Here is a 23606-nt window from a genome sequence, read left to right as displayed (position 1 = left end):
TCTTTCCGATGGTTTGCGCTGTCTCTACGGCGCTGCTCACGGCCGTCGGAGGGGTTGGTTCGGCGCAGGCGTCCAGTCACCGGGAGGCGCCGCTGACGTCCGGCGACCCCCGGATCGACAACACGGACGTGTATGCGTTCGTCGCGCCCGACGCGACCGACAGCGTCACCCTGATCGCCAACTGGATCCCCTTCGAGGAGCCCAACGGCGGCCCGAACTTCTACCCCTTCCAGGACGGCGCCTGGTACGACATCCGCATCGACAACAACGGCGACGCCAAGCCGGACATCATCTACCGCTGGGTGTTCAAGAGCGTCGACAAGCGCGGGACCAGCACGTTCCTGGCCAACAACGGCCCGGTGACCTCGCTGGACGACGAGAACCTGCTCTACAAGCAGACCTGGACGCTGACGAAGATCACCACCGGCACGAAGGTGACCTACAAGGAGATCGGCCACGGCACCGCCGCGCCGTCCTTCGCCGGGGAGAAGTCGATCCCCAGTTACGCGGACCTGCGCGACGAGGCCGTCACCAGCATCACCGGTGGTGGGAAGACGTACGCCGGTCAGGCCGACGACCCCTTCTTCCTCGACCTGCGCGTCTTCGACCTGCTGTACGGCGGTGACCTCTCCGAGACGGGGACGGACACGCTCAAGGGGTACAACGTCAACACGATCGCCCTGCAGGTGCCGAAGTCGGAGGTGTCCCTGAAGGGCGACGCCACCAAGAACCCGGTGATCGGCATCTGGAGCACCACGTCGAAGCGGCCCATGAACCTGGCCACCGGGAAGGTCGTCCCCAAGACCTCGAACGTCCAGGTCTCCCGGCTCGGCAACCCCCTGGTGAACGAGGTGGTCATGCCGGCCGGCCTGAAGAACGCCTTCAACTCGGTCAAGCCGGTCGCCGACGCAGGCATCGCGCCGGTGGTCAAGGCCGTCACGAACCCCGAACTGCCCGGCCTGCTGAAGGCGATCTACAACATCGACGCCCCGCCGACCCCGCGCAACGACCTGGTGGAGATTTACCTGACCGGGATCGCCAAGAAGGCCCCGACGCTCGACGGCAGCACCGCACCGATCCAGGCCGACCTCAACTCGCAGGTCCTCAACGGCGACGTCAAGGCGTCCTCGTTCCGCCCGGCCGAGGAACTGCGACTCAACACCAGCATCGCCCCGGCCGGTTCGCCGAACCGGCTGGGCGTCATCGGCGGCGACTTCCAGGGCTTCCCGAACGGTCGCCGGCTGACCGACGACGTCATCGACATCTCCCTGCAGGCCGTCGAGGGGGCCGCGGCCAGCGGACATCTCGTGTCGGCCCTGGCCGAGGGGGACGGCGTGGACGCGAACGACAACCCGTTCGATTCGAGCTTCCCCTACGTCGCGCTGCCGAACACGACCGCGGTGAACAGCGCCGCGTCCGTCCTGCCGCTGGGTGCGCCGAACGGGCGCGGCGGTGACGGCCCGGCCGCCTGGCGGGCCCCCGTCGCCGACGGGTTGCTCGCGACGACGATGGCCCTCGCCCTGGTCGGGGGTCTGACGCTGGTCCGTCGCCGCCGGCGGGGCGTGCTCGCCTGAGCACGACCTGACGTGCGCAGTCGATACCTCGCCGTCCTGGCGGTCTCTGCGCTGACCTGTGTCGGGGCCGCCGCACTGGTCGGGACGGGTTCCTCCATAACCCATCTCGCCGGTGCGGCGGCTCCTTCGGGGTCATCCGGCCCGGTCGACCGGACGTCGACGGCGGGGGCGATCCGGGCCGCGCAACTGCGGTTGGACAGGGTGCCCGCGGACGACCGGACATGGGCCCAGCTCGGAGCCGCCTACGTGCAGCAGGGCCGGATCACGGCCGATCCGACCTTTTACCCGAAGGCCGAAGGGGCCCTGGCGCGGTCGTTGCGGCTGCGGCCCGAGGGCAACGTCGACGCCTACGTCGGCGAGGGGGCGCTGGCCAACGCGCGGCACGAGTTCGCCGAGGCTGTGCGCTGGGGGCGACGGGCCGCGTCGGCGGATCCGTACGACGCGGCCGCTCTGGGCGTGCTGACCGACGCGTACACCCAGCTCGGCCGGTTCGACGACGCGGACTCAGCCTTGCAGCGCATGCTCGACCTGCAGCCCGGCCTGTCCTCCTTCAGCCGGGCCTCCTACGCCTTCGAGCAGCGTGGCGACGTCCCGGCCGCCCGCGCGGCCCTGACCCGTGCCCTGGCCGAGGCGGTCGATCCGGCCGACGTCGCCTTCTGCCGCTACTACCTGGGCCAGCTCGACTTCACCACCGGCGCGCCCGCCGCGGCCCTCGAGCAGTACCGGCTCGGCCTGCTCGCCCAACCCGGTGCGCCGATGCTGGTCGCCGGGCGGGCGGCGGCCGCGGCGGCCGCGGGTCGCACCGACGAGGCCTTGCGTGACTACGCCGACGTGACGGCGCGGCTGCCGCTGCCGGAGTACCTGCTGGAGTACGCGCAGCTGCTCGTCTCCCTCGGGCGCGACGCCGACGCGGACGCACTGTACGTCGTCCTGGCCGGTGAGCAGCAGCTCTTCGCCGCCAACGGCGTCCAGGACGACCTGACCGCAGCGGTGGTCGAGGCCGACCACGGCGATCCCGCGGACGCCGTCCGGCACGCGCGGCTGGAGTGGGACCGCCGACAGCATCCCCTGGTGGCGGACGCCCTGGCCTGGGCCCTGCACCGCGCCGGCCGCGACGCCGAGGCCCGGGAGTTCGCCGACCGGGCGGCGGGGACGGGCTGGCGCAACGCGATCTTCGCCTACCACCGGGGGATGATCGAGAAGTCTCTGGGCCACGACGATTCCGCCCGTCGCGAGCTGACCCGGGCACTCGACATCAACCCGTACTTCTCCCCGACCCAGGCGCCGGTCGCCCGCCGGGCGCTGGCCGAACTGGGCGGGCACCCGTGAGCGCCCGGTCGCGGACCCGGCGGCGGTCGGTCGCCGGGCTGCTGGGCGCCGCGCTGCTGGGAACCGCCCTGCTGCTGACCGGCGCGAGTCCCGCCGCCGCCCACCCGCTCGGCAACTTCACCGTCAACCACTACGACGGGCTGAGCCTGTTGCCGCACCGGATCGACGACTTCGCCGTCGTCGACTCGGCCGAGATTCCTACCCTGCAGGACTTCTCGGCCGTCGACACCGACGCTGACGGGGTCGCGAGCCTGGCCGAACGGGCTCGCCACGCGACAACCCGGTGCGGCCTGCTCGCCGCGGCGCTCTCGGTCTCGATCGACGGGCGGCCTCTGCGGTTCACCGTTCAGGAGAGCGCGTTCGGCTACCGGGCGGGTGTCGCCAACCTGCGGGTGAGCCGGTTGGAGTGCCGGTTGTCGGCGCCCTGGGCGGTGACCCGGTCCGGTCGGATGAGCTTCACCGACGGCTATCTGGGCGACCGCCTCGGCTGGCGCGAGATCACCGCCCGGGGCTCGGGTGTCCAACTGGTGGAGTCGCCGGTTCCGGTCGCGAGCCCCAGCGACGAACTGCGTTCCTACCCGGACGATCTGCTGAGCTCGCCGCTGGACGTGCGCTCGGTCGAGGTCGACATCCGGCCCGGGGCGGGGGCTTCGACCGTCGGTGAGGTCGCGTCCCTGCCGGTGGCGGGACCGGTGGCCCGGGCCGTGAACCGGCTGTCGGCCCGGTTCGACGCCGTGGTCGCCCGGGACGACATCACCGTCGGGGTCGGTCTCCTGGCGATCCTGCTGGCGCTGCTGCTGGGCGCCTCGCACGCGGCGATGCCGGGCCACGGCAAGACGGTGATCGCGGCCTACATCGCGGGCCGGAGCGGGTCGGTCCGCGACGCCCTCACCGTGGGCGCAACGGTCACCGTGACGCACACCGCGGGCGTGATCGTCCTGGGGCTCCTGCTCAGTGCCGTCGCGACGCTGGCCGGTGATGTCGTGCTGGCCCTGCTCGGGGTCGTGAGCGGTCTGCTCATCGCGGTGGTCGGTGCTTGGTTGCTACGCGGTGCGCTGCGTGGGGGTGAGTCCTCAGTCATCGACGTGCGGGAGGGGCTGGAGCCGGAGGCATTGGAGCCGGAGGCCCGGATGCCGGAGGCCCGGATGCCGGAGGCCCGGATGCTGGAAGCCCGGATGCTGGATGCGTCGGTGCCCGCGGTGGCGAAGGCCTCGCCGGTGACGTCACCGGTGCACGACTTCCTCCCACCCGACACCGTTCCCGCAGCAGACCACGGCCATGGCCACGGCCACGGCCATGGCCACGGCTACGGGGTCGGACTCCTTCAGCGGGCGGGCGCCGAGGAGAGCAGGGTGCGTCGGGCCGGTCTGATCGGGATGGGGGTGGCGGGCGGGCTGGTGCCGAGCCCCTCGGCGCTCATCGTCCTCCTGGGCGCGATCAGCCTGGGACGTACGGCCTTCGGTGTCCTGCTGGTGCTCTGCTACGGCGTCGGGATGGCGGGAACGCTCACCGCGGTCGGCCTGCTGCTGGTCCGGCTGAGAGACCGGCTGGACCGGGGCTCGGGTCGGGCGGCGAGGCTGGCCCGGCGGTACGCGGACGTCGTCCCGCTGGCGACCGCCGTCCTCGTTCTCGTGGTCGGCCTGGGGCTGACCCTGCGCGGCGCGTACCCGCTGTTGTAGCCGGCGGGTCCGACCTCTCCGCAGGCCGGACCCGCCGCGCGATCACTGGCCGTTCGGCTCCGGGGCGTCGGTCGACGGGTACTTCTTCACGAAGTCCTGCACCACGGTGCCCGAGACCCCGGCGCAGATCTGGCGGTGCCCCTGCTTGGCACCCCAGTGGGCCAGGGCGATCTTCTTGCCGTCCGGCAGGGAGCCCCGGGTGGTGTCGAGCGGCGCCACGATGAACTTGTCGCCGGCCACCTTGGGCTTGCGGGCCAGCGTGGCGATCTTCTCCAGCTCGGCCTTCTGTGCGGCGGTCACCGACGGGTCGTACCAGAGCACCGTGTAGCCGTGCTCCTGGTTGTGCACCAGGGTCTCGACCGCGGGCCGGTCGGTGGTGTCGTAGAACGCGCGGGCCGGCACCTCCGGGGAGGCGAAGTGCTCACCGGACGTCGGGGGCACGGTGCTGTACTTCACGCTCGTCACGTTCGGCTGGTTGGTGCCGACGCCGACGTGGTTCCCGCTGCCGCTGGTCGGGTCGCTCGTCGGCGCGCTGCAGTTCGCCGCGGCCGCGGTCAGCCCGACCTTGGTGATGTCGCTCGCGGCGATCTGGTTGCGGATCACCACGAACACGGCCCCCACCAGGACCAGCACGAGCACGCCCGCCGTACCCAGCACGAGCAGGGTCCGGCGGCGTTCGACGGCCTGCTGCTCACGGCGGATCTGCTCCAGCCGCGCCTTGCGGTCGGCAGCCTCTTTCTTGCCCACGTCGACTCCATTTCGATGAGGCACAGCGGCGCCCCGTCCTGGTCTGCGGGAGCGGCCCGGCTGAGCAGTGTATGAGAGTCACCGGGACACGCCGCGACACGCCGGGACTTCCGCAACGATCCCGCGTCCTGCCGCCCACCGGGCACGACAGGGGGCACTATGTGGATCGTGACTCCAGCGCCGGCCCCGCAGCCCTTCGGCTCACGGCCGCGCACGGTCCCGTTCCTGCCGGCCCAGGCCGCCCGCGCTCGGGCCGGGGCGCGGGCCGACGGGAGTGCCGCCCGGCGGGTCGAGCGCCCCGCCGGCAGCCCGGGGGACGGCGGTCGCGTCCGGGTCTGGTCGCCGTCGCGGCCGCTGTCGGTGGCCAGCACGCTCTCGTCGCTGCGCCGCGGCAGCACCGACCCGTGCATGCGTTTCGAGCCGGGCGAACTGGTCTGGTGGGCCACCCGAACCCCGGACGGTCCGGCCCTGCTGCGCCTGTGGCCGCGCCCGCGGCTCGGCGAGGTGGAGGCCACCGCGTGGGGCGAGGGTGCCGACTGGGTGCTCGACGGCGTCCCCGAACTGCTCGGCGAGCACGACGACCCCTCAAGCTTCGAACCCCGGCCCGAGCACCAGCGGCTCGTCGAGGCGCTGCGTGCGCGGCCCGGTTGGCGGGTGCCCCGCACCCGGGCCGTGTTCGAGGCGCTCGTCCCGGCGGCCCTGGAGCAGCGGGTCACCGGCCGCGAGGCCCGGCGCTCGTGGCGCACGCTGGTCGTGAAGTACGGCGAGCCCGCGCCCGGCCCGGGTCACGCCGCCGGCCTGTACGTGCCGCCGGCCGCGGGGGTGTGGCGGCAGATCCCGTCGTGGGTGTGGTTGAAGGCGGGCGTCGACGAGGCCCGGCGCCGGGCGATCATCTCGGCCAGCCAGGTCGCGGGCCGGCTCGAGGAGACGCTCGACCTGCCGCACGCCGAGGCCGCCAACCGGCTGCGCACCCTGCCCGGCGTCGGCATCTGGACCGCCGCGGAGATCCGGCAGCGGGCCCACGGTGACGCCGACGCCTTCTCGTGGGGCGATTTCCACGTCGCGCGCAACGTCTCGTTCGCGCTCACCGGCCGGGTGCTCGACGACGTCGGCTGCGCCGAGGTGATCGAGTGCTACCGCGGGCACCGGTACCGCGTGCAGCGCCTCCTGGAGATGGCCTCGGCGGGCCGCCCCCGGCGCGCCCCCCGCATGACCCTGCCGTCGCACCTCCCACGCTGACCAAGATCACCGGCTTGGTGCACCGACTGCGAGTCGGACTTCCGATCAGTGCCCACTCACGGCGATCTTCGTTCCCGGTCGGCGCAGTTCATGATCAATGAATGCGTGGCTGAAGGAAACGTGCACCCAGAGCAGCCAGGTTATTCATTGATCAATGCAGCCACGAGCGACAGGCAGCCGCCGTCGACGCGCATCGCGTGAACCGCGAGGTCCTCGCTCCACAGCGCCGCGGCGATGCGCTGGGCCAGTGCGCCGATGCTGAAGTCGTCGGCGTGAGTCGTGGTCACGACGGCCCGATCGCCGTCGTACGACACGTCGGCCTCGAGCGGTGGCGCGGGCCACGGATCCCGGGCCGCCAGGGCGATCGTCACCGCGCGCCGCAGCCGTGTCTCGACGTCCTCGCGTGGGACGGCGGGCGGTTCGTGCGCGTCGGGCGCAACGCCGAGGGCGGCGCGGACCGCCTCGACCTGACCGAACCGGAACCAGTCCTCACCCGCGGGCCGCAGGAGGGCCGCGGCGCCCGGCCCGTCGTCGTCCGTCACCAGCTCGGGCACCCCGCGGACGACGGCCGCCGGTACCCCGCTCGTCTTCCCCTTCACGAGGTCCCCGGCGGCCGCGACCTCGTCCACCAGGGCGCGGACCGTCACCTCGAGCGGCTGGCCGTACGTGTCGGTGCCGCCGCGCAGGTCCTCCGTGATGCGTATCCCGGCGGCGCCGAGCGCGAAGTCGACCTGGCCGTCCCGCCAGGCCCGGCCCGCGGTGTCGGACAGCACGACGCCCACCGGCGGGGCGCCGAGCGCGGTCAGCCGGGCGCGCAGGGCCCGCGCGGAGGCGTCCGGGTCGACCGGCAGCAGCAGCGCCGAGCCCGGTTCGACGTTCGACAGGTCGACCCCCGCCGCGGCCATCACCGGCCCGGCCTGGGCCTGCACGACCTGCGCGAGACCGTTGGGCGTGCGCCGCCGCGCCACGAGCCGCACGGTCTCGGCGGCCACGAGCGCGTCGCGCGTCGTCGCGGGGACCGCGCGACCCTCGGCCTTGGACACCACCTTGCTGGAGACCACGAGGACGTCGCCGGCCGCCAGCGCCGTGCCGGCGGCCGCGAGCGCGTCGAGCAGGTCGGCGGCCAGGTCGGCGCCCGCGCGGACCTCACCGACCCCCGGGATGCCGAAGACCTGCAACCGGGTCACCGTAGCGATTCGGCGAGTTCCAGCGCCTGCCGGGCGATCTCGGCGGTCGCGTCGACGTCGCTCATGAGTAGCGGCACCGCGCGCACGGAGAGGCCGGCCGCGTACCGGGCCGGCGTCGTCCTCGGGTCGTCCTCGGGGGCGACGAGCCAGCCGCGCAGGAAGTCGGCGTACAACCCGGCCACGGCCGGGGCGGAGGTCTCCACGCCGATCGCGGTCAGGCAGGCGTCGGCCATCCCGCGCACGGGGGAACCGCCGATGATCGGTGAGACGCCGACGACGGGGGCGCGGGTACCGCGCATCGCCTCCCGCACGCCCGGCACCGCGAGCACCATGCCGATCGAGACCACGGGGTTGCTCGGCGGCAGCAGCACCACGTCGGCGTCGCGGATCGCGGCCAGCACGCCGGGGGCGGGCTCGGCCTTGTCGATGCCGACGGCCAGGATCTTGCGGGCCGGGACCGCAGCGTGCATCCGGACCCACCACTCCTGGAAGTGCACGGCGCGCGGTCCGTCGTCCGGGTGGTCGTCGGGAGGGCCGACGACGACGTGGGTCTCGACGGGGTCGTCGGTCATCGGCAGCAGCTCGACACCCAGCTCGGGCAGCTTCCACCGTTCGGCCAGCGCCGCGGTGACCCGGCTCAACGGGTACCCGTGGTTCAGCATCCGGGTGCGCACGATGTGGGTGGCGAAGTCCTTGTCGCCGAGGGTGAACCAGCTCGGCTCGGAACCCAGCTCCTTCAGCTCGGCGGCCACGGAGAACGTCTCGTCCACGCGGCCCCAGCCCTGGCCCTCGTGCACGCCGCCGCCCAGCGTGTACATGAGGGTGTCGAGGTCGGGGCAGACCCGCAGGCCGTGCATCGTCACGTCGTCGGCGGTGTTGCCGATCACCGTGACCCGGTGCGGTTCGGCGCCGGGGGCCACCGGGACGGTCTCGAGGTGGCGCAGCAGGCCGCGGACGAACCGCGCGCCGCCGATGCCGCCGGCCAGAGCGGTGATGCGCATGGGGGCGATCCTTTCATGGCGGCGGGGGCCCCGATCCCGCCCGGTCCGGGGGCCGCTGCATCCCCCGAGGCCCGCCGGTGGAGCGGAACGCGCCAACCTGGTTCAGGCAAGTCGGCCGAACGGGCCGGGCGGTGCCTCGCCTGCCCGGGTCGACTCGAGGTCGACTCGAGAAAGTTTCGGTCGCGGTCCGTAGTGAGGAAGGTCGCAACCCGCCCGGAAGGTGCCCGTTGTGTGAACGCCGCGACGACCGAGGTGTCTGGATAGCGCGTCTCGTGGCGATTGGCTCCCGGTGCGGAAGGGGCGAATGAGGCAAGGAGATATTGCCGACCGGCTGGTCCGGATATCAGAACTCTGCTTGACTGACTCCGTACGACACGCATGTAATTCCATTGGTGTCATCGGCAGGTCATCACCTAACGTATGCGCGCCAACACGCTAAGTCCCAGGGGGTTGGCCCCAACCGAAGGTCGAGGGAGGCGCCAGGTGCACGAGCTCATGGCGGTCAGTGATGAAGTCGTCGTCGATCTGGTCGTTCAGCGAACGGTCGATCCGGCGGCCGAGCTGCGCGTCGAGCTGGAGGTTCTGCCGGGGGAGGAGCAGCCGGTCGTGAGCCCGGCGCCGGAGGTGGGCCTCGGGCTCTCTCTCCTGGACGCCGTCGGCACGGGTCTGCCGCCCGAGCTGGCCTGGCAGGAACGCTCGCTGTGCGCGCAGACCGACCCCGAGGCGTTCTTCCCCGAGAAGGGCGGCTCCACCCGCGAGGCCAAGCGGGTCTGCATGGCGTGCGAGGTGCGCGCCGAGTGCCTCGAGTACGCACTGGCCAAGGACGAGCGGTTCGGCATCTGGGGTGGGCTGTCCGAGCGCGAGCGTCGCCGGGTCAAGAAGCGCGCCGTCTGAGCGGCGGGGGGTTCGACCGCCGGTGTCCCTGGACGTGGAGCACGAGCCGCGGGATGCGCCCGGCTCGCGCTCCGGCGTGAGCGCGCCCGCGCTGATCACCGCTGAGCCGGGCGATCTGGCGCCCGTGGTGCTGCCCGAGGGCTGGCGCCCGCCGGTCCCCGCACAGCCGAGCGTGCGCGTCACCGCTGTCCTCGTCGCCCACGACGGGGTGGCGTTCCTGCCCCGCACGCTCGACGCCCTCGATGCGCAGACCCGTCGGCCCGACGTCCTGGTGGCCGTCGACGCCGGGTCGCACGACAACGGCCCCGACCTGCTGCGGCTGGCCACCGACCACCTCCTCCGGCTGGAGCGCGACACGTCGTTCGGTGACGCCGTGCAGGCCGCGCTGGCCGTCCGGGACGGGCTGGCGATGCAGCCGCAGGCCGACCCGCGGCCCGACGACAGCGCCCCGGCTCCGGATGAGAAGCCTTCCACGACAGTAGTTTCCGACGAGTGGTTGTGGCTGCTGCACGACGACTCGGCGCCGGCCCCCGACTGCCTGGCCCAGCTGCTCGACGCGGTGGACAGCGGCCCGTCGATCGGCATCGCCGGCTGCAAGCAGGTCAGCTGGGACGACCCCCGCCGGTTGCTCGACGTCGGCTTCACCACCTCCCGGCTGGGCACCCGCGTCACCGGGGTCGACCGCGACGACCTCGACCAGGGCCAGCTCGACCACCGCAGCGACGTGATGGCCGTGAACACCGCGGGAATGCTGATCCGGCGCGAACTCTGGGACGCCCTGGGCGGTCCCGACCCGGCGCTCGGGCACGCCCGCGGAGACCTCGACCTGTGCCGGCGCGCGCACCTGTCCGGGGCGCGTGTGGTCGTCGTGCCCGACGCGGTCGTCGCGCACGCCGAGGCCGCCGCCACGGGACGGCGCGGAGCAGGCGCGGGGCACTGGGCCCGGCACGACCGCCGCGCGGCCGTCCACCTGCGGCTGGCGGCGGCCCCGCGCTGGGCGGTGCCGTGCCTGCTGATCTGGCTGGGGCTGGCCGCCGTCGCCCGGGCGCTGGGGCGGCTCGCGCTCAAGCAGCCCGACCGCGCCTTCGGCGAGCTGAGCGCCTACTGCCTGGCCGTCGTCCACCCGATCGCGTGGTTGCGCCCGCGGCGCGGGCCGCGGGTGCCGCGGCGTGAGTTCCGCCGGCTGCTCGCCGGGCCCCGTGAGATCGGCCGGCAGCGGCGTGAAGAGGTCAGCGCGTACCTGCGCCGTTCGGACGAGCGGGCCGACGAGCGGGCGGACGACGCCGCTCCCGCGGGTGCGCCCCTCACCTCTCCCGCGGGTTCCGTGAGTTCCCTTCCGGCGCCGACGGTCTCGCCCGACTCGGGGCCGATCGACCTGTCCGCGGACGAGGCCCGGCCCGACGCCGAGCCGGGCTCCGAGCTCGAACTGCTCGAGGTCGACGAGGACGGCGTGCCCTCGCCCGCGCACGCCGTCGAGGCGGCCGCGCAGGATCTGATCCGCCGGCGCCGCCGTGGGCCTCGCACGTCCCGGGTGCTGGGCGGGGTACTGCTGCTGTGCGCCGTCGGCGGCCTGGCCGGCCTGCGCGGGTTGCTGGTCGGTAGTGGGGCCGTGATCGGTCCGGCGCTGTCGCCCGTTCCCGAAAGCGTCTCGCAGCTGTGGAGTCTCGGCAGCAGTGCCTGGCGGGGCGTCGGCCTCGGGCGGTCGGCGGTGGGTGACCCGCTGACCCAGCTGCTCGCCGTCCTGGCGTGGCCCTTCGGCGTGCTCGCCACGCCGGCCGGGGTCGTCCGGTGCCTGCTGCTGTTCGCGCTGCCGTTGGCCGCGGGCCTGGCCTGGTGGGCCGCTGGCGCGCTGACGGTCTCCCGGTCCCTGCGGGCGTGGGCCGCGGTCGGCTGGGCGGTGATGCCGTCGCTGCTGGTGGCCGTCGCCACCGGCCGGGTCGGCGCGGTGCTGGCCCACCTGCTGCTGCCCCCGACCGCCCTCGCCGTGGCCCGGGCCGTGGGTGCGCCGCGGCCGACCCGGCACGGCCTGTCCGGCGAGCCGCGGTCCGGGCGCCGTCCGGGTTCGCTGGCCGCGGCGTCGGCGGGTGGCCTGCTGGTCACGGCGTTGCTCGCGGCGGCCCCGTCGCTGGCGGTCCCCGCGGTGCTCGGGCTCGTCCTGGCCTTCGTGCTGGCTCGCTCCGGCACCCGGCTGCGGCTGCTGTGGGCGGCCGTGGTGCCGTCCGTCCTGCTGCTGCCCTGGTGGCTCGCGGTCGCCGCGACGCCGCGGTTGCTGCTGGCCGAACCGGGCGGGGCGTCGGCGCCCGCCGCGGTCCTGGACGGCGGTCACGGCGTGCCCGGTGACGTCTGGCGCGCGTTGCTGTGGCCCGCCGACCCGGTCGGGCTGACCGCCGGGCCGGTCCATCGCCTGGCCGAGATCCTCTCCGGGGTGGTCGGTCTCGGTGACGACACCCAGCTCGTGCAGGCCGGGGCGGTGGCGGCCGCGGTGCCGGTCCTGCTGCTCGGGCTGCTGGCCCTGAACCGCGACGGGCGGCGCGGCGTCGTGGCCCGCGGCCTGTGGCTGCTCGGCCTGGCCGGACTGCTCGTCGCCCTGGCCGCTCCGTTGGTCGACCGGCGCGTCGACGGTGGTCAGGTGCTGCTCGGCTGGCCGGGCCCCGGGACGTCGCTGCTCGGCTTCGCCGTACTCGCCGCCGCCGTCACCGGTCTGGACGGGGCCGCCGACCGGCTGCGGGCCCGTTCGGTCGGCTGGCGACACCCGATGAGCGTCCTGCTCGGCGCGGTCGCGGTCGTCGTCCCGGTGGTCGTCCTCCTCGCGTGGACGGTGACCGGCTGGACCGTGCCCGACCGGGCCTCGACCGCCGGTCGTGAGGCCTGGGTGCACCGCGGGGACGCCGACGTGATGCCCGCGGTCGCCGCGGCCGAGGCCGAGGGGCCGGCGGCGACCCGCACCCTGGTCCTGAGCGTGAGGGCCGCGAAGGCCGGCGCGCCGCAGCAGGTCTCGTGGTCGTTGCTGCGGGACGGCGGTCCGCGGCTGGGGGTCGACAGTGCGGCGGCCGCCGCGTTGCCCGCCCGGCAGCAGGCCGCGCAGGACCCGAGAGTGCTGGCCCTGATCAGCGGGTTGCTGTCCGACGGGGCCGCCGACCAGCGCGACGGCCTGGCCGACGCCGGGATCGGGTCCGTCCTGCTCCTGCGCGGCAGCACCAGCGAGGCGACGCTCGCGCTCGACACGGCGCCCGGCCTGGTCCGGGTCGCGCGCACCCGCGGCGCCGTGCTGTGGCGGGTCGAGATGGACGGTGCTCCGGGCGGTCCCACGCGGCCCGCGCGGGCCCGGATCGTCGGGGCGGACGGCGAGGTGCAGCAGACGCTCGCCTCGCGTCGGGAGTCGGTGGACGCCCAGGTCCCGGCCGGCGCGTCGGGCCGGTTGCTGGTGCTCGCGGAACACGCGGACGACGGGTGGACGGCCACGCTGAACGGCCGGCGGCTCGGGGCCGGCACGTACAAGGGGTGGGCGCAGGCCTTCTCGCTGCCGGCCGGTGGTGGACACCTGGTCGTGCGCTACGCCGACCCGCTGCCGCAGGTCAGCGAGCTGGGCCGGCTCGGGGTGGCGGGTCTGGCCGTGCTGGTCGCGCTGCCCCTGCCGCGCCGCCGCCGGCGCCGGCCCGTGAGCCGCCGCCCCGCGATGGTCGTCGAGCCGCAGCGGCGTCCCGCCGGGCGGCGCCGGGCCGAACCGACGGGCGCCATCCCGGTGGTCGCCGCCGAGCCCGAGGTCGAGCCGCAGATCGAACCCGGCCCCGTCACGAGTGGAACGAAACGCCCCGAATCCGGGCCGGAGGCAGCGGTTTCCGGGGCAGAACTTTCCACTCGCGGTGACGAGGCGGCCCGCGACGGGACCGTGGTGGCAGACGTGGTGGCAGACGACGCACCGCTGTCCGGTGCGGACGCTGCCACCAGCCCTGCCGCCACGAACGAGGTGACCGGCGAGGTCGGTGACGAGGCCGCTGAGACTGACGTGCGTGACGAGGTGTCGGTAGAGAGCGCCGAAGAAGTCGTGGACGACGGCGAGTCCACCGGCGTGGACGTCAGCGACGAGGTGGCTGACGTCATCGACGAATCCATCGACGGCACCACGGGCGAAGCCGCCGATGACACCACCCACGACACCACCGACGGCGTGAGCGACGAGGTCGCCGACGGCGTGAGCGACGAGGTCGCCGACGAAGTCGTGGACGGCGGCGAGGTAAGCGACGAGGTCACCGACGGCGTGAGCGACGAGGTCACCAACGGCGTGAGCGACGAGGTCACGGACGACATCGCCGAGGAGATCACGGACGAGGCACCCGACGAGACGTCTGACGAGACGGACGAGGACAAGCCATGAGCCGGATGACGGGCTCCCTCACGGCGCTCGGCGCGATCGCCGTTGCCGCGGCCCTCACGGTCTGCGCCACGCAGATCGGGTCCCTGACGCACACGGCCCCGGCCACGTCGTCCCTGCCGACCACTCTGGGCGACCCGGCCCTCACCTGTCCCGGCCCGGAGACGCTCGAGGTGCCCGAGGGTGGCAGCGCGGTCAACCCGGGAGGCGCCGTCGTCGTCTCGGCGGTGATGGCCGGTACGCAGGCGGCCAGCGGCACGATCGACGTGGCGGGGGAGGCGTCGTCCCTGGCCGGGGCGGCCGCCAAGCTGCTGCCGAGCAGCTCGCTGAAGCCCAAGGCCGGCCGCTCCCTGGACCTGTCGCTCAAGCCGCAGGTCGGGACGACGGTCGGCGCGGAGGTCGGGGCCCTCGCCGTCAGCGGCCTGGGCCCGGTGCGGATCGAGGCCGCCGCAGGAACCGGACAGGTCTCGAAAACCGTTGCCTCGAGCGCGGACTCGCCACTGCTGGCCGCCGTCCAGTCGACCGTCTCGGCCAGTGGGGACCTGCGCGGGCTGACCGTCGCCCAGTGCGGTGAGTCGTCGGCGGACACCTGGCTGGTGGGCGGCGGCACGAAACCCGGCCAGCGGCTGCGGCTGATGCTCACCAACGACGCAGCGACCCCGGCGGTCGCCGACGTCGACGTCTACGGCCCCGAGGGCCGGGTCGAGGCGCCCGCCGGCGACGGCGTCGCGGTGCCCGCCCACGGTCAGGTGCCGCTGTTCGTCGACGCGCTCGCCCCCGACCTGTCCCGCGTCGTCGTGCACGTCACGGCCCGCACCGGGCGGGTCCGGGCGGTCATGCACGACTCGCTGATGCGCGGCCTGTACCCGGGCGGGGTCGACGACGTGTCGGGGTCGGCGGCCCCCGCGAAACGCCAGCTCATCCCGGGGGTCTCGCTCCTGGCGGGACAGCAGTGGAAGGCGGGCGACGCGACGTCCGCGGGCTCCTCGTTCGTGCGGGTCGCCGTCCCGGGCAGCGAGGAGGCCGTCGTCAAGGTGAGCCTCCGCGACGCCAGCGGCCAGGTGCAGCTGCCCGCGAAGGCGGTGCAGAACGTGCGGGCCGGGTCGGTGGTCGACATCCCGCTCGACGGGGTGCCCGCCGGGTACTACACCGCCGAGGTGGACGCCGACGTCCCGGTGGTCGCGTCGGCCCAGGTCGGGCGGCGGGGCGGGACCGGCAAGTACCTGGCCTCGGAGTTCGGCTGGGCCCCCGCCACCGACCCGCTGTCCGGTGAGGGCGTCGTGGCGCTGCCGGCCGGCCCCCAGGTCACGCTGTCCGTCGCCTCGGTCGGGGAGGCCGGATCGCTGACGGTGGAGGCGATCACCGCGGACGGGAAGTTCCTGCAGCCCAAGACCATCCAGGTCGCGCGCGGGGCGACGGTGGCAGCAGGCGTCCCCGCGGGCAGCGTCGGCCTGCGGTTCACGGCCTTCGAGGGCGGCAAGCTGGTCGCCTCGACGGTCTCGACGGTGAACTCCCAGCGCGGCCAGATGGTCAGCGTCGTCCCGGTGAAGGTGACCGCCGCCTCGAGCACCCGGTCGGTGGCCGCCGTCTCCGAACGCCTCGGCCTGCGCTGAGCGTCAGTCGGGCCGGCCGTAGCGCCGGTCGACCTGCTCCGGTGACAGTCCCAGCAGGTGTGCGACCTGCTCGATGACGACGTCCTGGGCCAGGGCGGCCACCTCGGCGGGCTCGACGGCCCGGGTCTCGACCGGCCGGCGGTAGACCACGATCCGCGGCGGCAGCTCCCCCTCGGCGGGGAAGAACCGGCCCAGCGGCACGTCGCCGTGCTCCCAGGGCGACGGGTCCGACGGCGGCACGTCCTCCACGCCGAACTCGACCCCGTCGAGTTCCTTCGCCCACCGGCGCTCGAGGCTCTCGACGGCGTCCAGCACCAGTTCGTCGAAGGCCTCGGACCGGCTCCGCCAAGCCGGCAGGCCCTGCGGGATCAGGGACCCGCGCAGGCCGCGGCCGTGCCGGTCGCGGCGGCGTCTGGGACCCGTGCTCACGGGTCCCAGCCTACGGCGGCCGGGTCCGGTCGGCGGCCGCGCCCGACCGGACGTATCGGACACGGCCGTGTACGCACACCGCATCGGCGCGCCGACCCCGGAACACCGCGTGCGAGGGATACGGTGACGGGCGTGAGTGGAGTTCGACGGTGTTCGCGCACGGCCTGCGGCCGGTCGGCCGTGGCCACGCTCACCTACGTCTACTCCGACTCCACCGCGGTGCTGGGCCCGCTGGCGACCTACGCCGAACCGCACTGCTACGACCTCTGCGACGTGCACGCCGAGCGGCTCACCGCCCCCCGGGGCTGGGAGATCGTCCGGCTCTCGCCGGAGTTCGAGGTCCCCGCACCCTCGCACGACGACCTGCTCGCCCTGGCCGACGCCGTCCGGGAGGCGGCCCGGCCCGAGCCGCAGGTGGCCACGGACGGCGTGCTCGACGTCGAGGGGGAGCTGTCGGGGCTCGAGGTGGGCCGGCGCGGCCACCTGCGGGTCCTGCGCGACCCCCTGACCGAGCCGGTGCGTGACCCGCTGGGCTGACCTGCTGGTCCGCCGGGGTGAGCCCCGCTCAAGGTTCGCCCTGCACGTGCCGACACATCGGGTGCTCCTGCACCCGCACCCGTAACCCGTTCGGCGCAATCATCCCGAGGTCATCCTTCCCATGCCTGCATCGCGTGCCACCAACGACGACGCCCCCTCCGTGACCACCAAGGACGGGTCGAAGGCGAGTTCCCCGACACCCCCCGCGCAGCGCCGCCGGCGCGGCCGCACCGAGCCCGCCGTCCCGCTGGGCTCGCTGACCCAGCGTGAGCACCAGACCGAGATCGTGTGCGCCCAGTGCGGCAGCAACCGGGTCACCCGGCTCGCGTTGAACCTGACCGACGGCACCCCGGTCAACTTCATCTCCTGCCACCGGTGCGAGCACAAGACCTGGGACCACGAGGGCACCCCGCTCAGCGTGGACACCGTGCTTGAGCGCACACGCCGCGACTGACCTGCGCGATCGTCCCCGGTGACCCCTCCGGGACGTTAACCTTCCGCGGTGGCCGTGCTGAACGACATCGTCAAGGCGAACGACATCCGTGGGCTCGTGGGCGAGCAGCTCGACGCCTCCGTCGTGCGTGCCCTCGGGGCGGCGTTCGCCCGGGTGATCCTCAACGACGACTCCCCGGAGGTGGTCGTCGGGCACGACATGCGCGACTCGTCGCCGGAACTGGTGGCGGCCTTCGCCGACGGGGTGACGGGCGAGGGGCGCGACGTCGTCCTGATCGGCCTGTGCAGCACCGACGGCCTCTACTACGCCAGCGGGGCACTCGACGAGCCGGGCGTGATGTTCACGGCCAGCCACAACCCGGCCACCTACAACGGGCTGAAGCTGTGCCGTTCCGGCGCCCGCCCGATCGGGCTGGACAGCGGCCTGGCGGGCATCCGCGACCTGGCCCAGGCCCTGCTCGACCAGCCCAGCTGGCGGGACACCGAGCCGGACCCGGCGGGCCGCGGCAAGGTCCGCGAGGAGAACCTGCTGCAGGGCTACGCCCAGCACCTGCGCGGCCTGGTCCAGCTGCCCACCCGGCGCCGGTTGAAGATCGTCGTGGACGCCGGGAACGGGATGGCCGGGCTGACCGTGCCGGCCGTGCTGGGCGGCGGGACGGGGCTGCCCGGCCTGCCGCTCGAGGTCGTCCCCATGTACTTCGAGCTGGACGGCACCTTCCCGAACCACGAGGCCAACCCGCTCGACCCGGAGAACCTGCGTGACCTGCAGGCCGCCGTCCCGCAGCACGGCGCCGACCTGGGCCTGGCCTTCGACGGCGACGCCGACCGCTGCTTCGTCGTCGACGAGCGCGGTGAGCCGGTCAGCCCCAGCGCGATCGCCGCCCTGGTCGCCTCCCGCGAGATCGCCAAGGACCGGCAGAACCGGGCCAAGCCGGTCGTGATCCACAACCTGATCACCTCCCAGACGGTGCCCGAGGTGATCGCCGAGAGCGGCGGCGAGGCGGTACGCACCCGGGTCGGGCACGCCTTCATCAAGGTCGAGATGGCCAACACCGACGCGGTGTTCGGCGGCGAGCACTCGGCGCACTACTACTTCCGCGACTTCTGGTTCGCCGACACCGGCATGCTCGCGGCGTTGCACGTGCTGGCGGCCCTCGGCGAACAGGACGGCCCGCTCTCGGAGCTGGTCGCCGCCTACGACCGGTACACCGCCAGCGGCGAGATCAACAGCAAGGTGGACGACGTCGCGGCCGTGACCGCGCGGGTCGCCGAGGTCTTCGGGCAGCGCACGGGCGTGGTGGTCGACGACCTGGACGGGCTGACCGTCACGCACCCGGCCGGCGCCGAGATCGCGGACGACGAGCCGGGCGGGATGTGGTGGTTCAACCTGCGCCCGAGCAACACCGAACCGCTGCTGCGGCTCAACGCCGAGGCGGCCGAGCCCGCCGTGATGGAACTGATCCGGGACGAGGTGCTGGCGCTCGTCCGGGCGCCGCTGCCGCAGTCGGACGCCGAATAGGCCAGGATGGTCTCGTGAGCGCCACTATCGAACCCTGGCTGCGGGAGATCCTCCGCTGCCCGTCCTGCCACTCCGAGCTGCTCGACGGCACGTCCCCCGAGGGCGGGCCCGAACTGCAGTGCACCGGCTGCACGCTGGCCTACCGGGTGGACGACGGCATCCCCGTGCTGCTCGTGGACGAGGCCCGAACGAGGTCCTGATGCTGGACGAACAGCTTCTGGACGACGAGTCGGGGCTGATCGCGGCCGACCCGTCGGGCAGCCTGCGGGCGCTCGCCGGGGCGGGCGCGCAGGTCCGGATGGCCATGCAGGCCACGGCCGAGGCCGGGATCAACCGGATCGTCGCCGACGGCCGCCCCCGGGCCGTGGTGGTGGCCAGTCTCGGCGGTTCCGCGGTGGTCGGCGACGTGCTCACGCTGCTGGCCGGAGCCGGTGCGCCCGTGCCGGTCTCGGTGCGCCGTGGGATGCCGCTGCCGGGCTGGGTCGGCCCCCTCGACATGGTCGTGGCCGTCTCGATGTCCGGGCGGGCCCCCGGCCCCCTGGGGCTGGCCGCCGAGGCCGCCCGGCGCGGCTGCCGGCTGCTGACCGTCGGCCAGGCCCGGTCGCCGCTGGCCGAGGTCGCCGAACGCACCGGTGGTGTGCACGTCCCGGTGCCGCCGGCTCAGAACGCCGCCGCGCGCGCCTCCCGGATGGCGCTGTGGGCGCTGGCCGTGCCCGTGGTCCGGGTCGCCTTCGAGCTGGGGCTGACCGATGCGTCCACCCAGGTCCTGGAGCGGGTCGCCGACCGTCTCGACGCCCAGGCCGATCTCTTCCGCCCGTCGTCCGAGGCGTTCGTGAACCCGGCCAAGTCGTTGGCGCTCGAGCTGTCCGGGTCGGTGCCCGTCGTCCTCGGTGACGGCGACGTCACCGGGGTGGCCGGCGCGCGCGCCGTCTCGATGCTGGCCCGCACGGCCCGCGTGCCCGCGATGCGCGGGGCCCTGCCCGACGACGCGGGCGACGTCGTCGCCACGTTCGACGGCCCCCTGGCCGCCCGGCCCGACGACATCTTCGCCGACCCCGAGTTCGACGACCCGGTCGGGACCCGCCTCCGGTTGCTCCTGCTGCGCGACGCGGCTCCCACCCCGGACCGGCCCGACGGCTCGTGGCTGGAGACCAGCCGCACCGCCGACGCCGTCAAGATGACCGCCGAGGACGCCGGCGTCCGGGTCACCGAGGTGTCGGCGGAACCCGGGCACCCGCTCGAGCGTTTGGCCGGGCTGGTCGCCCTCACCGACTTCGCCGCGGTCTACATGGCGTTGGCCGGCGGGATCGACCCCCTGACATCACCTCACGTCGCGGACCTGCGGGACCGCACGCACTAGACCCCTGGGAGGGGCCATGTCCGCCGAAGGCGGAACCAAGGCGATTCTGGCTGCGCTGGGCGCGAACCTGGGCATCGCCGCCACCAAGTTCGTCGCGTTCGGGTTCACCCGGTCCAGCTCGATGCTGGCCGAGGGCATCCACTCGGTCGCCGACTCGGGCAACCAGGTGCTGCTCCTGGTGGGCGGCAAGCGGGCCCAGCGCGCGGCCACCGAGGAGCACCCGTTCGGGTTCGGCCGCTCGCGCTACCTGTACGCCTTCATCGTGTCGGTGGTGCTGTTCACCGTCGGTGGCCTCTTCGCGCTCTACGAGGCGTACCACAAGTGGGAGGACCCGCACGGTATCGACGAGCACGCCTGGCTGCCGGTCGCCGTTCTCGTGATCGCGATCCTGCTGGAGTCGTTCTCGCTGCGGACGGCGGTCGGCGAGGCGAACCCGTTGCGCAAGGAACGCTCGTGGTGGCGCTTCATCCGGGAGACCAAGTCCCCGGAGCTGCCCGTCGTCCTGCTGGAGGACACCGCGGCGCTGCTCGGCCTGATGTTCGCGCTGTTCGGCGTGGGGATGACGATCGTGACCGGCGACGGGCACTGGGACGCCGTGGGCACCGCGATGATCGGCCTGCTGCTGGTCGTCGTGGCCGTCATCCTGGCCATCGAGACGTCGTCCCAGCTGCTCGGCGAGGGGGCCTCACCGGCCGCACTCGCGCAGATCCGTCAGGCCCTGGTCGGGCCCGGCGTGGGCAGCGTGATCCACCTGCGGACGATGTACGTCGGGCCGGACGAACTGCTGGTGGCCGCGAAGATCGGGGTCGAGGCGACCGAGTCCGCGGCCCAGGTGGCCACCGCCATCGACGAGGCCGAGGTGCGGGTGCGCTCCGTCGTCCCGCAGGCGTCGCTGATCTTCCTCGAACCCGACATCAAGCGCTGAGCCGGGCTACCAGTCCTCGCTGCCCTCCAACTGGCTGGGCCGCGGGTCGTAGCCCAGTTCCTTCTGGGCTCGGCTGATGTCGAACGTGCGCTCGCGGCCGAGGTGCTCGACCGAGTAGCGCGTGACCCGCGGGCTGAACGGCGTCCCGGTGAACCGGGTCCGGGCCCGGCCGGCCAGTTCGGCGGCCACCGCGACGGGGTACAGCGCCCGCACCGGCAGGGGCTGGACGCGCGGGGCCGGCCCGCCCGGCGGGGTGGCCAGCAACCGGACGGCGTCGGCCAGCACGATCGGCTCCGGGTCGGCGATGTTGTAGACGCCGCCCGGGGCCGTGGGCCCGCAGGCCAGCCGGCAGGCCTCGACGAAGTTCTCCACCCAGGTGATCGAGTGCTTCTGCGTCCCCGGTCCGGGCAGCGGCATCACCCCGCGCCGCACGGCTGCGCGGATCCGGGGCATCAGGGTGGTGTCGCCCGCACCGTACACCGCGTGCGGGCGCAGGATCACGGCGTCGGGGCGGGCCCGCAGCAGCCAGCGTTCGGCCTCCGACTTGGTCAGGCCGTAGGCGTTCGTCCACCGCACGGACGACGGGTCGGGAGCCTCGTCCTCCGTCGCCATCACCTGCGGGTGCCACGGGTCGTAGACGCTGCAGGTGCTCACGTGCACCAGCCGGGCGTCGCCGAAGGTCGCCGAGACGTTCTGCGTGCCGCCCACGTTCACCCGGCGGGCCATCGGCACCGGGGCGGTCTCGTGCACGAGCGCGGCGGTGTGCACGACGGCGTCCACCTCGGGCGCCCCGGCCAGCGGACCGGCCGCCACGTCCCACACCCGCACCGGCCCGGACAACCCCGAGGCGGGCCGCAGCCCGAACCCGTGCACGGTCCAGCCGAGTTCCCGGAACCGCTTGCTCAGCGTCCGTCCGATGAAGCCCGACGCCCCCGTGATCGCGACCCGCATCCGTGCTCTCCGCTCCGGGCGCCGGCTCGTCGGCCGCCCCTCCGATGGGTCGGGAGGCTACCGATAGCGTGTTACGTGTGGAACTGGTGCATCAGGGCAAGGTCCGGGACGTGTACGCCGACGGGGACGACCTGATCCTGGTCGCCTCCGACCGGGTGTCCGTCTTCGATGTCATCCTGCCCACCCCGATCCCCGACAAGGGCCGGGTGCTGACCGCCCTGTCGCTGTGGTGGTTCGACCAGCTGGCCGACCTCGTGCCCAACCACGTGGTCTCGGCGACCGACGTGCCGGTCGAGTTCGCCGGCCGGGCCGTCCGGGTGCGCCGGCTGGAGATGCTGAAGGTCGAGGCGATCGCCCGCGGGTACCTGACCGGGTCCGGCTACGCCGAGTACGCGGCGACCGGTCAGCTGTGCGGCATCCAGCTGCCCGCCGGGCTGCTCGACGGGGCGCAGCTGTCCGAGCCGCTCTTCACGCCGACCACCAAGGCGCCGCTCGGTGAGCACGACGAGTTCATCGACTTCGCCGAGGTCGAGAAGACGGTCGGGGCCGAGACCGCCGGGGCCGTGCGGGATCTCACGCTCGCCGTCTACCGTCGGGGTGCCGAGCTGGCCGCCGAACGCGGCATCGTCGTCGCCGACACCAAGGTCGAGTTCGGCCACACGCCCGACGGCACCCTGATGCTGGCCGACGAGGTGCTCACGCCCGACTCCTCACGCTTCTGGCCCGCGGATCAGTGGAAGCCCGGTGGCCCGCACTTCTCGTTCGACAAGCAGTACGTGCGCGACTGGGCCAAGGGCTCCGGCTGGGACAAGACCGACCCCGGCCCCGAGCTCCCGGCCGAGGTGGTCGAGGTCACCCGGCAGCGGTACGTCGACGTCTACGAGCGGATCACCGGCCTCACCTGGGCGTGACGGGCGCGGTTTTGTTCGGAATCACGCGATCGAGTGCGTGATTCCGAGCAAAACTCGATGGCCCTCGCCGGGCCCGAGCGGCACCATGATCGCTCGTGACTGACGTCGGCCCCGCTCTCCTCGCCGGCCTGGTGGCCGGGCTCGCGGTAGCCATGCCGCTCGGCGCGATCGGCGTCCTGCTGCTGCACGAGGGGATGAACCGGGGCTGGCGCCCGGCCGCCGGGGGCGCGACGGGCGTCGCGCTGGTCGACCTCACCTACGCGGGCGTGGCCGTGCTGATCGGCACGGCGGTCAGCCGGGCGCTGTCCGGCTGGGAGCACCCGATCCACCTGGTCGGCGCCGGGGTCCTGGTGCTGATCGCCCTGCGCGGGCTGCTGGCCGACCTCCGCCGGCCCGAGGCACCGGGGGACGACGGGAGCCCGGCCCTCGTGACCGGCTCACCCTGGCGGGTGATGGCCCGGTTCGTCGCGCTGACCGCCATCAACCCCCTGACCGCCGTCTACTTCGTGGCTCTGGCCGCCGGGCTGGGCGACACCCTGGCCACGCGGGAAGCCGGGGTGGCCTTCGTGCTGGCGGTGTTCGTGGCCTCGCTGGCCTGGCAGCTGACCCTGGCCGGATTCGGCGCGCTGGCCGGTGCGCGGCTGCCCGCCGGGGCCCGGCGGGCGACCGGCGTGGCCGGGCACCTCGTCGTCCTGGCCTACGCGGCCCGCCTCGCCCTTATGCGGTGATCATGCAGAAACGTCCCGGGCCGTGGGGGGGGGGGCCCCCGCCCGGGGGGCGGGGGGGGGGGGCGCCCCCCCGGGGGGGGGGGGGGGGTGGGGGGGGGGCGGGCGGGGGTTCGGGGGGCCCGCCGGGGCGGGGCGGGGGGGGGAGGGGCCAAACCCCC

At 74.0% G+C, this 23606-nt stretch carries 20 protein-coding genes; 15 read left to right on the top strand and 5 right to left on the bottom strand.

Features of this window, described 5'->3' with window-relative positions:
• Nucleotides 1-8: 8 nt before the first annotated feature.
• Genes ACIB24_RS15155 through ACIB24_RS15145 form a run of 3 tightly spaced genes read left to right on the top strand, consistent with a single transcriptional unit; the run spans nucleotide 9 to nucleotide 4582 of the window.
• Nucleotides 9-1574: a DUF4331 domain-containing protein gene (locus ACIB24_RS15155; RefSeq protein WP_398281991.1), complete on the top strand. Its 1566-nt coding sequence runs from the start codon at nucleotides 9-11 to the stop codon at nucleotides 1572-1574.
• Between the two features lie 12 nt (nucleotides 1575-1586).
• Nucleotides 1587-2903: a hypothetical protein gene (locus ACIB24_RS15150; protein WP_398281988.1), complete on the top strand. Its 1317-nt coding sequence runs from the start codon at nucleotides 1587-1589 to the stop codon at nucleotides 2901-2903.
• Nucleotides 2900-4582, top strand: a complete 1683-nt coding sequence (locus tag ACIB24_RS15145; protein ID WP_398281985.1) for a High-affinity nickel-transporter — start codon at nucleotides 2900-2902, stop codon at nucleotides 4580-4582. The genes ACIB24_RS15150 and ACIB24_RS15145 overlap by 4 nt, the downstream gene beginning before the upstream one ends.
• A gap of 42 nt (nucleotides 4583-4624) precedes the next feature.
• Here the strand turns inward: ACIB24_RS15145 and ACIB24_RS15140 are convergent, their stop codons facing one another.
• Entirely contained in the window at nucleotides 4625-5329 is a 705-nt protein-coding gene (locus ACIB24_RS15140; protein ID WP_398281983.1) for a DUF3105 domain-containing protein, read from the bottom strand.
• Between the two features lie 168 nt (nucleotides 5330-5497).
• Between ACIB24_RS15140 and ACIB24_RS15135 the strand changes: the two genes are divergently transcribed.
• Complete coding sequence (locus ACIB24_RS15135; protein ID WP_398281980.1) at nucleotides 5498-6568, top strand: DNA-3-methyladenine glycosylase family protein; 1071 nt, start codon at nucleotides 5498-5500, stop codon at nucleotides 6566-6568.
• Between the two features lie 140 nt (nucleotides 6569-6708).
• Here ACIB24_RS15135 and cofE read toward each other — a convergent pair whose 3' ends face one another.
• Nucleotides 6709-7755, bottom strand: coding sequence for a coenzyme F420-0:L-glutamate ligase (cofE, locus tag ACIB24_RS15130; protein WP_398281977.1), 1047 nt, complete (start codon nucleotides 7753-7755; stop codon nucleotides 6709-6711).
• Nucleotides 7752-8756 carry a 2-phospho-L-lactate transferase gene (gene cofD / locus ACIB24_RS15125; protein ID WP_398281974.1) on the bottom strand — a complete coding sequence of 335 codons (1005 nt, stop codon included), beginning with the start codon at nucleotides 8754-8756 and terminating at the stop codon, nucleotides 7752-7754. Before cofD ends, cofE begins: the two co-directional genes overlap by 4 nt.
• Nucleotides 8757-9401: 645 nt before the next feature.
• On the opposite strand from cofD, the gene ACIB24_RS15120 reads away from it, so the two are divergent.
• Genes ACIB24_RS15120 through ACIB24_RS15110 form a run of 3 tightly spaced genes read left to right on the top strand, consistent with a single transcriptional unit; the run spans nucleotide 9402 to nucleotide 15635 of the window.
• On the top strand, nucleotides 9402-9650 hold the full coding sequence (locus ACIB24_RS15120) for a WhiB family transcriptional regulator (RefSeq protein ID WP_398282856.1): 249 nt from the start codon (nucleotides 9402-9404) through the stop codon (nucleotides 9648-9650).
• Nucleotides 9651-9672: 22 nt separating this feature from the next.
• Complete coding sequence (locus ACIB24_RS15115; RefSeq protein WP_398281971.1) at nucleotides 9673-14025, top strand: glycosyltransferase; 4353 nt, start codon at nucleotides 9673-9675, stop codon at nucleotides 14023-14025.
• On the top strand, nucleotides 14022-15635 hold the full coding sequence (locus ACIB24_RS15110) for a DUF5719 family protein (protein ID WP_398281969.1): 1614 nt from the start codon (nucleotides 14022-14024) through the stop codon (nucleotides 15633-15635). The genes ACIB24_RS15115 and ACIB24_RS15110 overlap by 4 nt, the downstream gene beginning before the upstream one ends.
• Nucleotides 15636-15638: 3 nt before the next feature.
• Here ACIB24_RS15110 and ACIB24_RS15105 read toward each other — a convergent pair whose 3' ends face one another.
• Entirely contained in the window at nucleotides 15639-16148 is a 510-nt protein-coding gene (locus tag ACIB24_RS15105) for a metallopeptidase family protein (RefSeq protein WP_398281966.1), read from the bottom strand.
• Between the two features lie 48 nt (nucleotides 16149-16196).
• Here ACIB24_RS15105 and ACIB24_RS15100 point away from each other — a divergent pair, with 48 nt between their 5' ends.
• The 6 genes from ACIB24_RS15100 (at nucleotide 16197) to ACIB24_RS15075 (ending at nucleotide 20858) form a co-directional block, all read left to right on the top strand.
• Nucleotides 16197-16601, top strand: coding sequence for a DUF3499 domain-containing protein (locus tag ACIB24_RS15100; RefSeq protein WP_398281963.1), 405 nt, complete (start codon nucleotides 16197-16199; stop codon nucleotides 16599-16601).
• A 121-nt stretch (nucleotides 16602-16722) separates the two neighbouring features.
• The gene (locus ACIB24_RS15095; protein WP_398281960.1) at nucleotides 16723-17055 is read left to right on the top strand and encodes a hypothetical protein; all 333 of its coding nucleotides are present in this window, start codon (nucleotides 16723-16725) and stop codon (nucleotides 17053-17055) included.
• 48 nt (nucleotides 17056-17103) lie between these two features.
• Nucleotides 17104-18573 (top strand): phosphomannomutase/phosphoglucomutase, encoded by a 1470-nt coding sequence (locus tag ACIB24_RS15090; RefSeq protein ID WP_398281957.1) that lies wholly within the window; start codon nucleotides 17104-17106, stop codon nucleotides 18571-18573.
• 14 nt (nucleotides 18574-18587) lie between these two features.
• A complete protein-coding gene (locus tag ACIB24_RS15085; protein ID WP_398281954.1) occupies nucleotides 18588-18773 on the top strand; it encodes a Trm112 family protein in 186 nt (61 codons plus the stop codon).
• The gene (locus tag ACIB24_RS15080) at nucleotides 18773-19933 is read left to right on the top strand and encodes an SIS domain-containing protein (RefSeq protein ID WP_398281951.1); all 1161 of its coding nucleotides are present in this window, start codon (nucleotides 18773-18775) and stop codon (nucleotides 19931-19933) included. The genes ACIB24_RS15085 and ACIB24_RS15080 overlap by 1 nt, the downstream gene beginning before the upstream one ends.
• A gap of 16 nt (nucleotides 19934-19949) precedes the next feature.
• Nucleotides 19950-20858, top strand: coding sequence for a cation diffusion facilitator family transporter (locus ACIB24_RS15075; RefSeq protein ID WP_398281948.1), 909 nt, complete (start codon nucleotides 19950-19952; stop codon nucleotides 20856-20858).
• A gap of 6 nt (nucleotides 20859-20864) precedes the next feature.
• Here the strand turns inward: ACIB24_RS15075 and ACIB24_RS15070 are convergent, their stop codons facing one another.
• Nucleotides 20865-21809: an NAD-dependent epimerase/dehydratase family protein gene (locus ACIB24_RS15070; protein WP_398281945.1), complete on the bottom strand. Its 945-nt coding sequence runs from the start codon at nucleotides 21807-21809 to the stop codon at nucleotides 20865-20867.
• 77 nt (nucleotides 21810-21886) lie between these two features.
• Between ACIB24_RS15070 and ACIB24_RS15065 the strand changes: the two genes are divergently transcribed.
• Both ACIB24_RS15065 and ACIB24_RS15060 read left to right on the top strand, forming a co-directional pair.
• Complete coding sequence (locus tag ACIB24_RS15065; protein ID WP_398281942.1) at nucleotides 21887-22720, top strand: phosphoribosylaminoimidazolesuccinocarboxamide synthase; 834 nt, start codon at nucleotides 21887-21889, stop codon at nucleotides 22718-22720.
• A gap of 95 nt (nucleotides 22721-22815) precedes the next feature.
• A complete protein-coding gene (locus ACIB24_RS15060; RefSeq protein WP_398281939.1) occupies nucleotides 22816-23448 on the top strand; it encodes a LysE family transporter in 633 nt (210 codons plus the stop codon).
• The last annotated feature ends 158 nt before the right edge of the window (nucleotides 23449-23606 follow it).

This window comes from Spongisporangium articulatum (genome assembly GCF_044465595.1).
GTDB lineage: Bacteria > Actinomycetota > Actinomycetes > Actinomycetales > Kineosporiaceae > Spongisporangium > Spongisporangium articulatum.
This window is presented reverse-complemented; position numbering and strand designations above follow the sequence as displayed.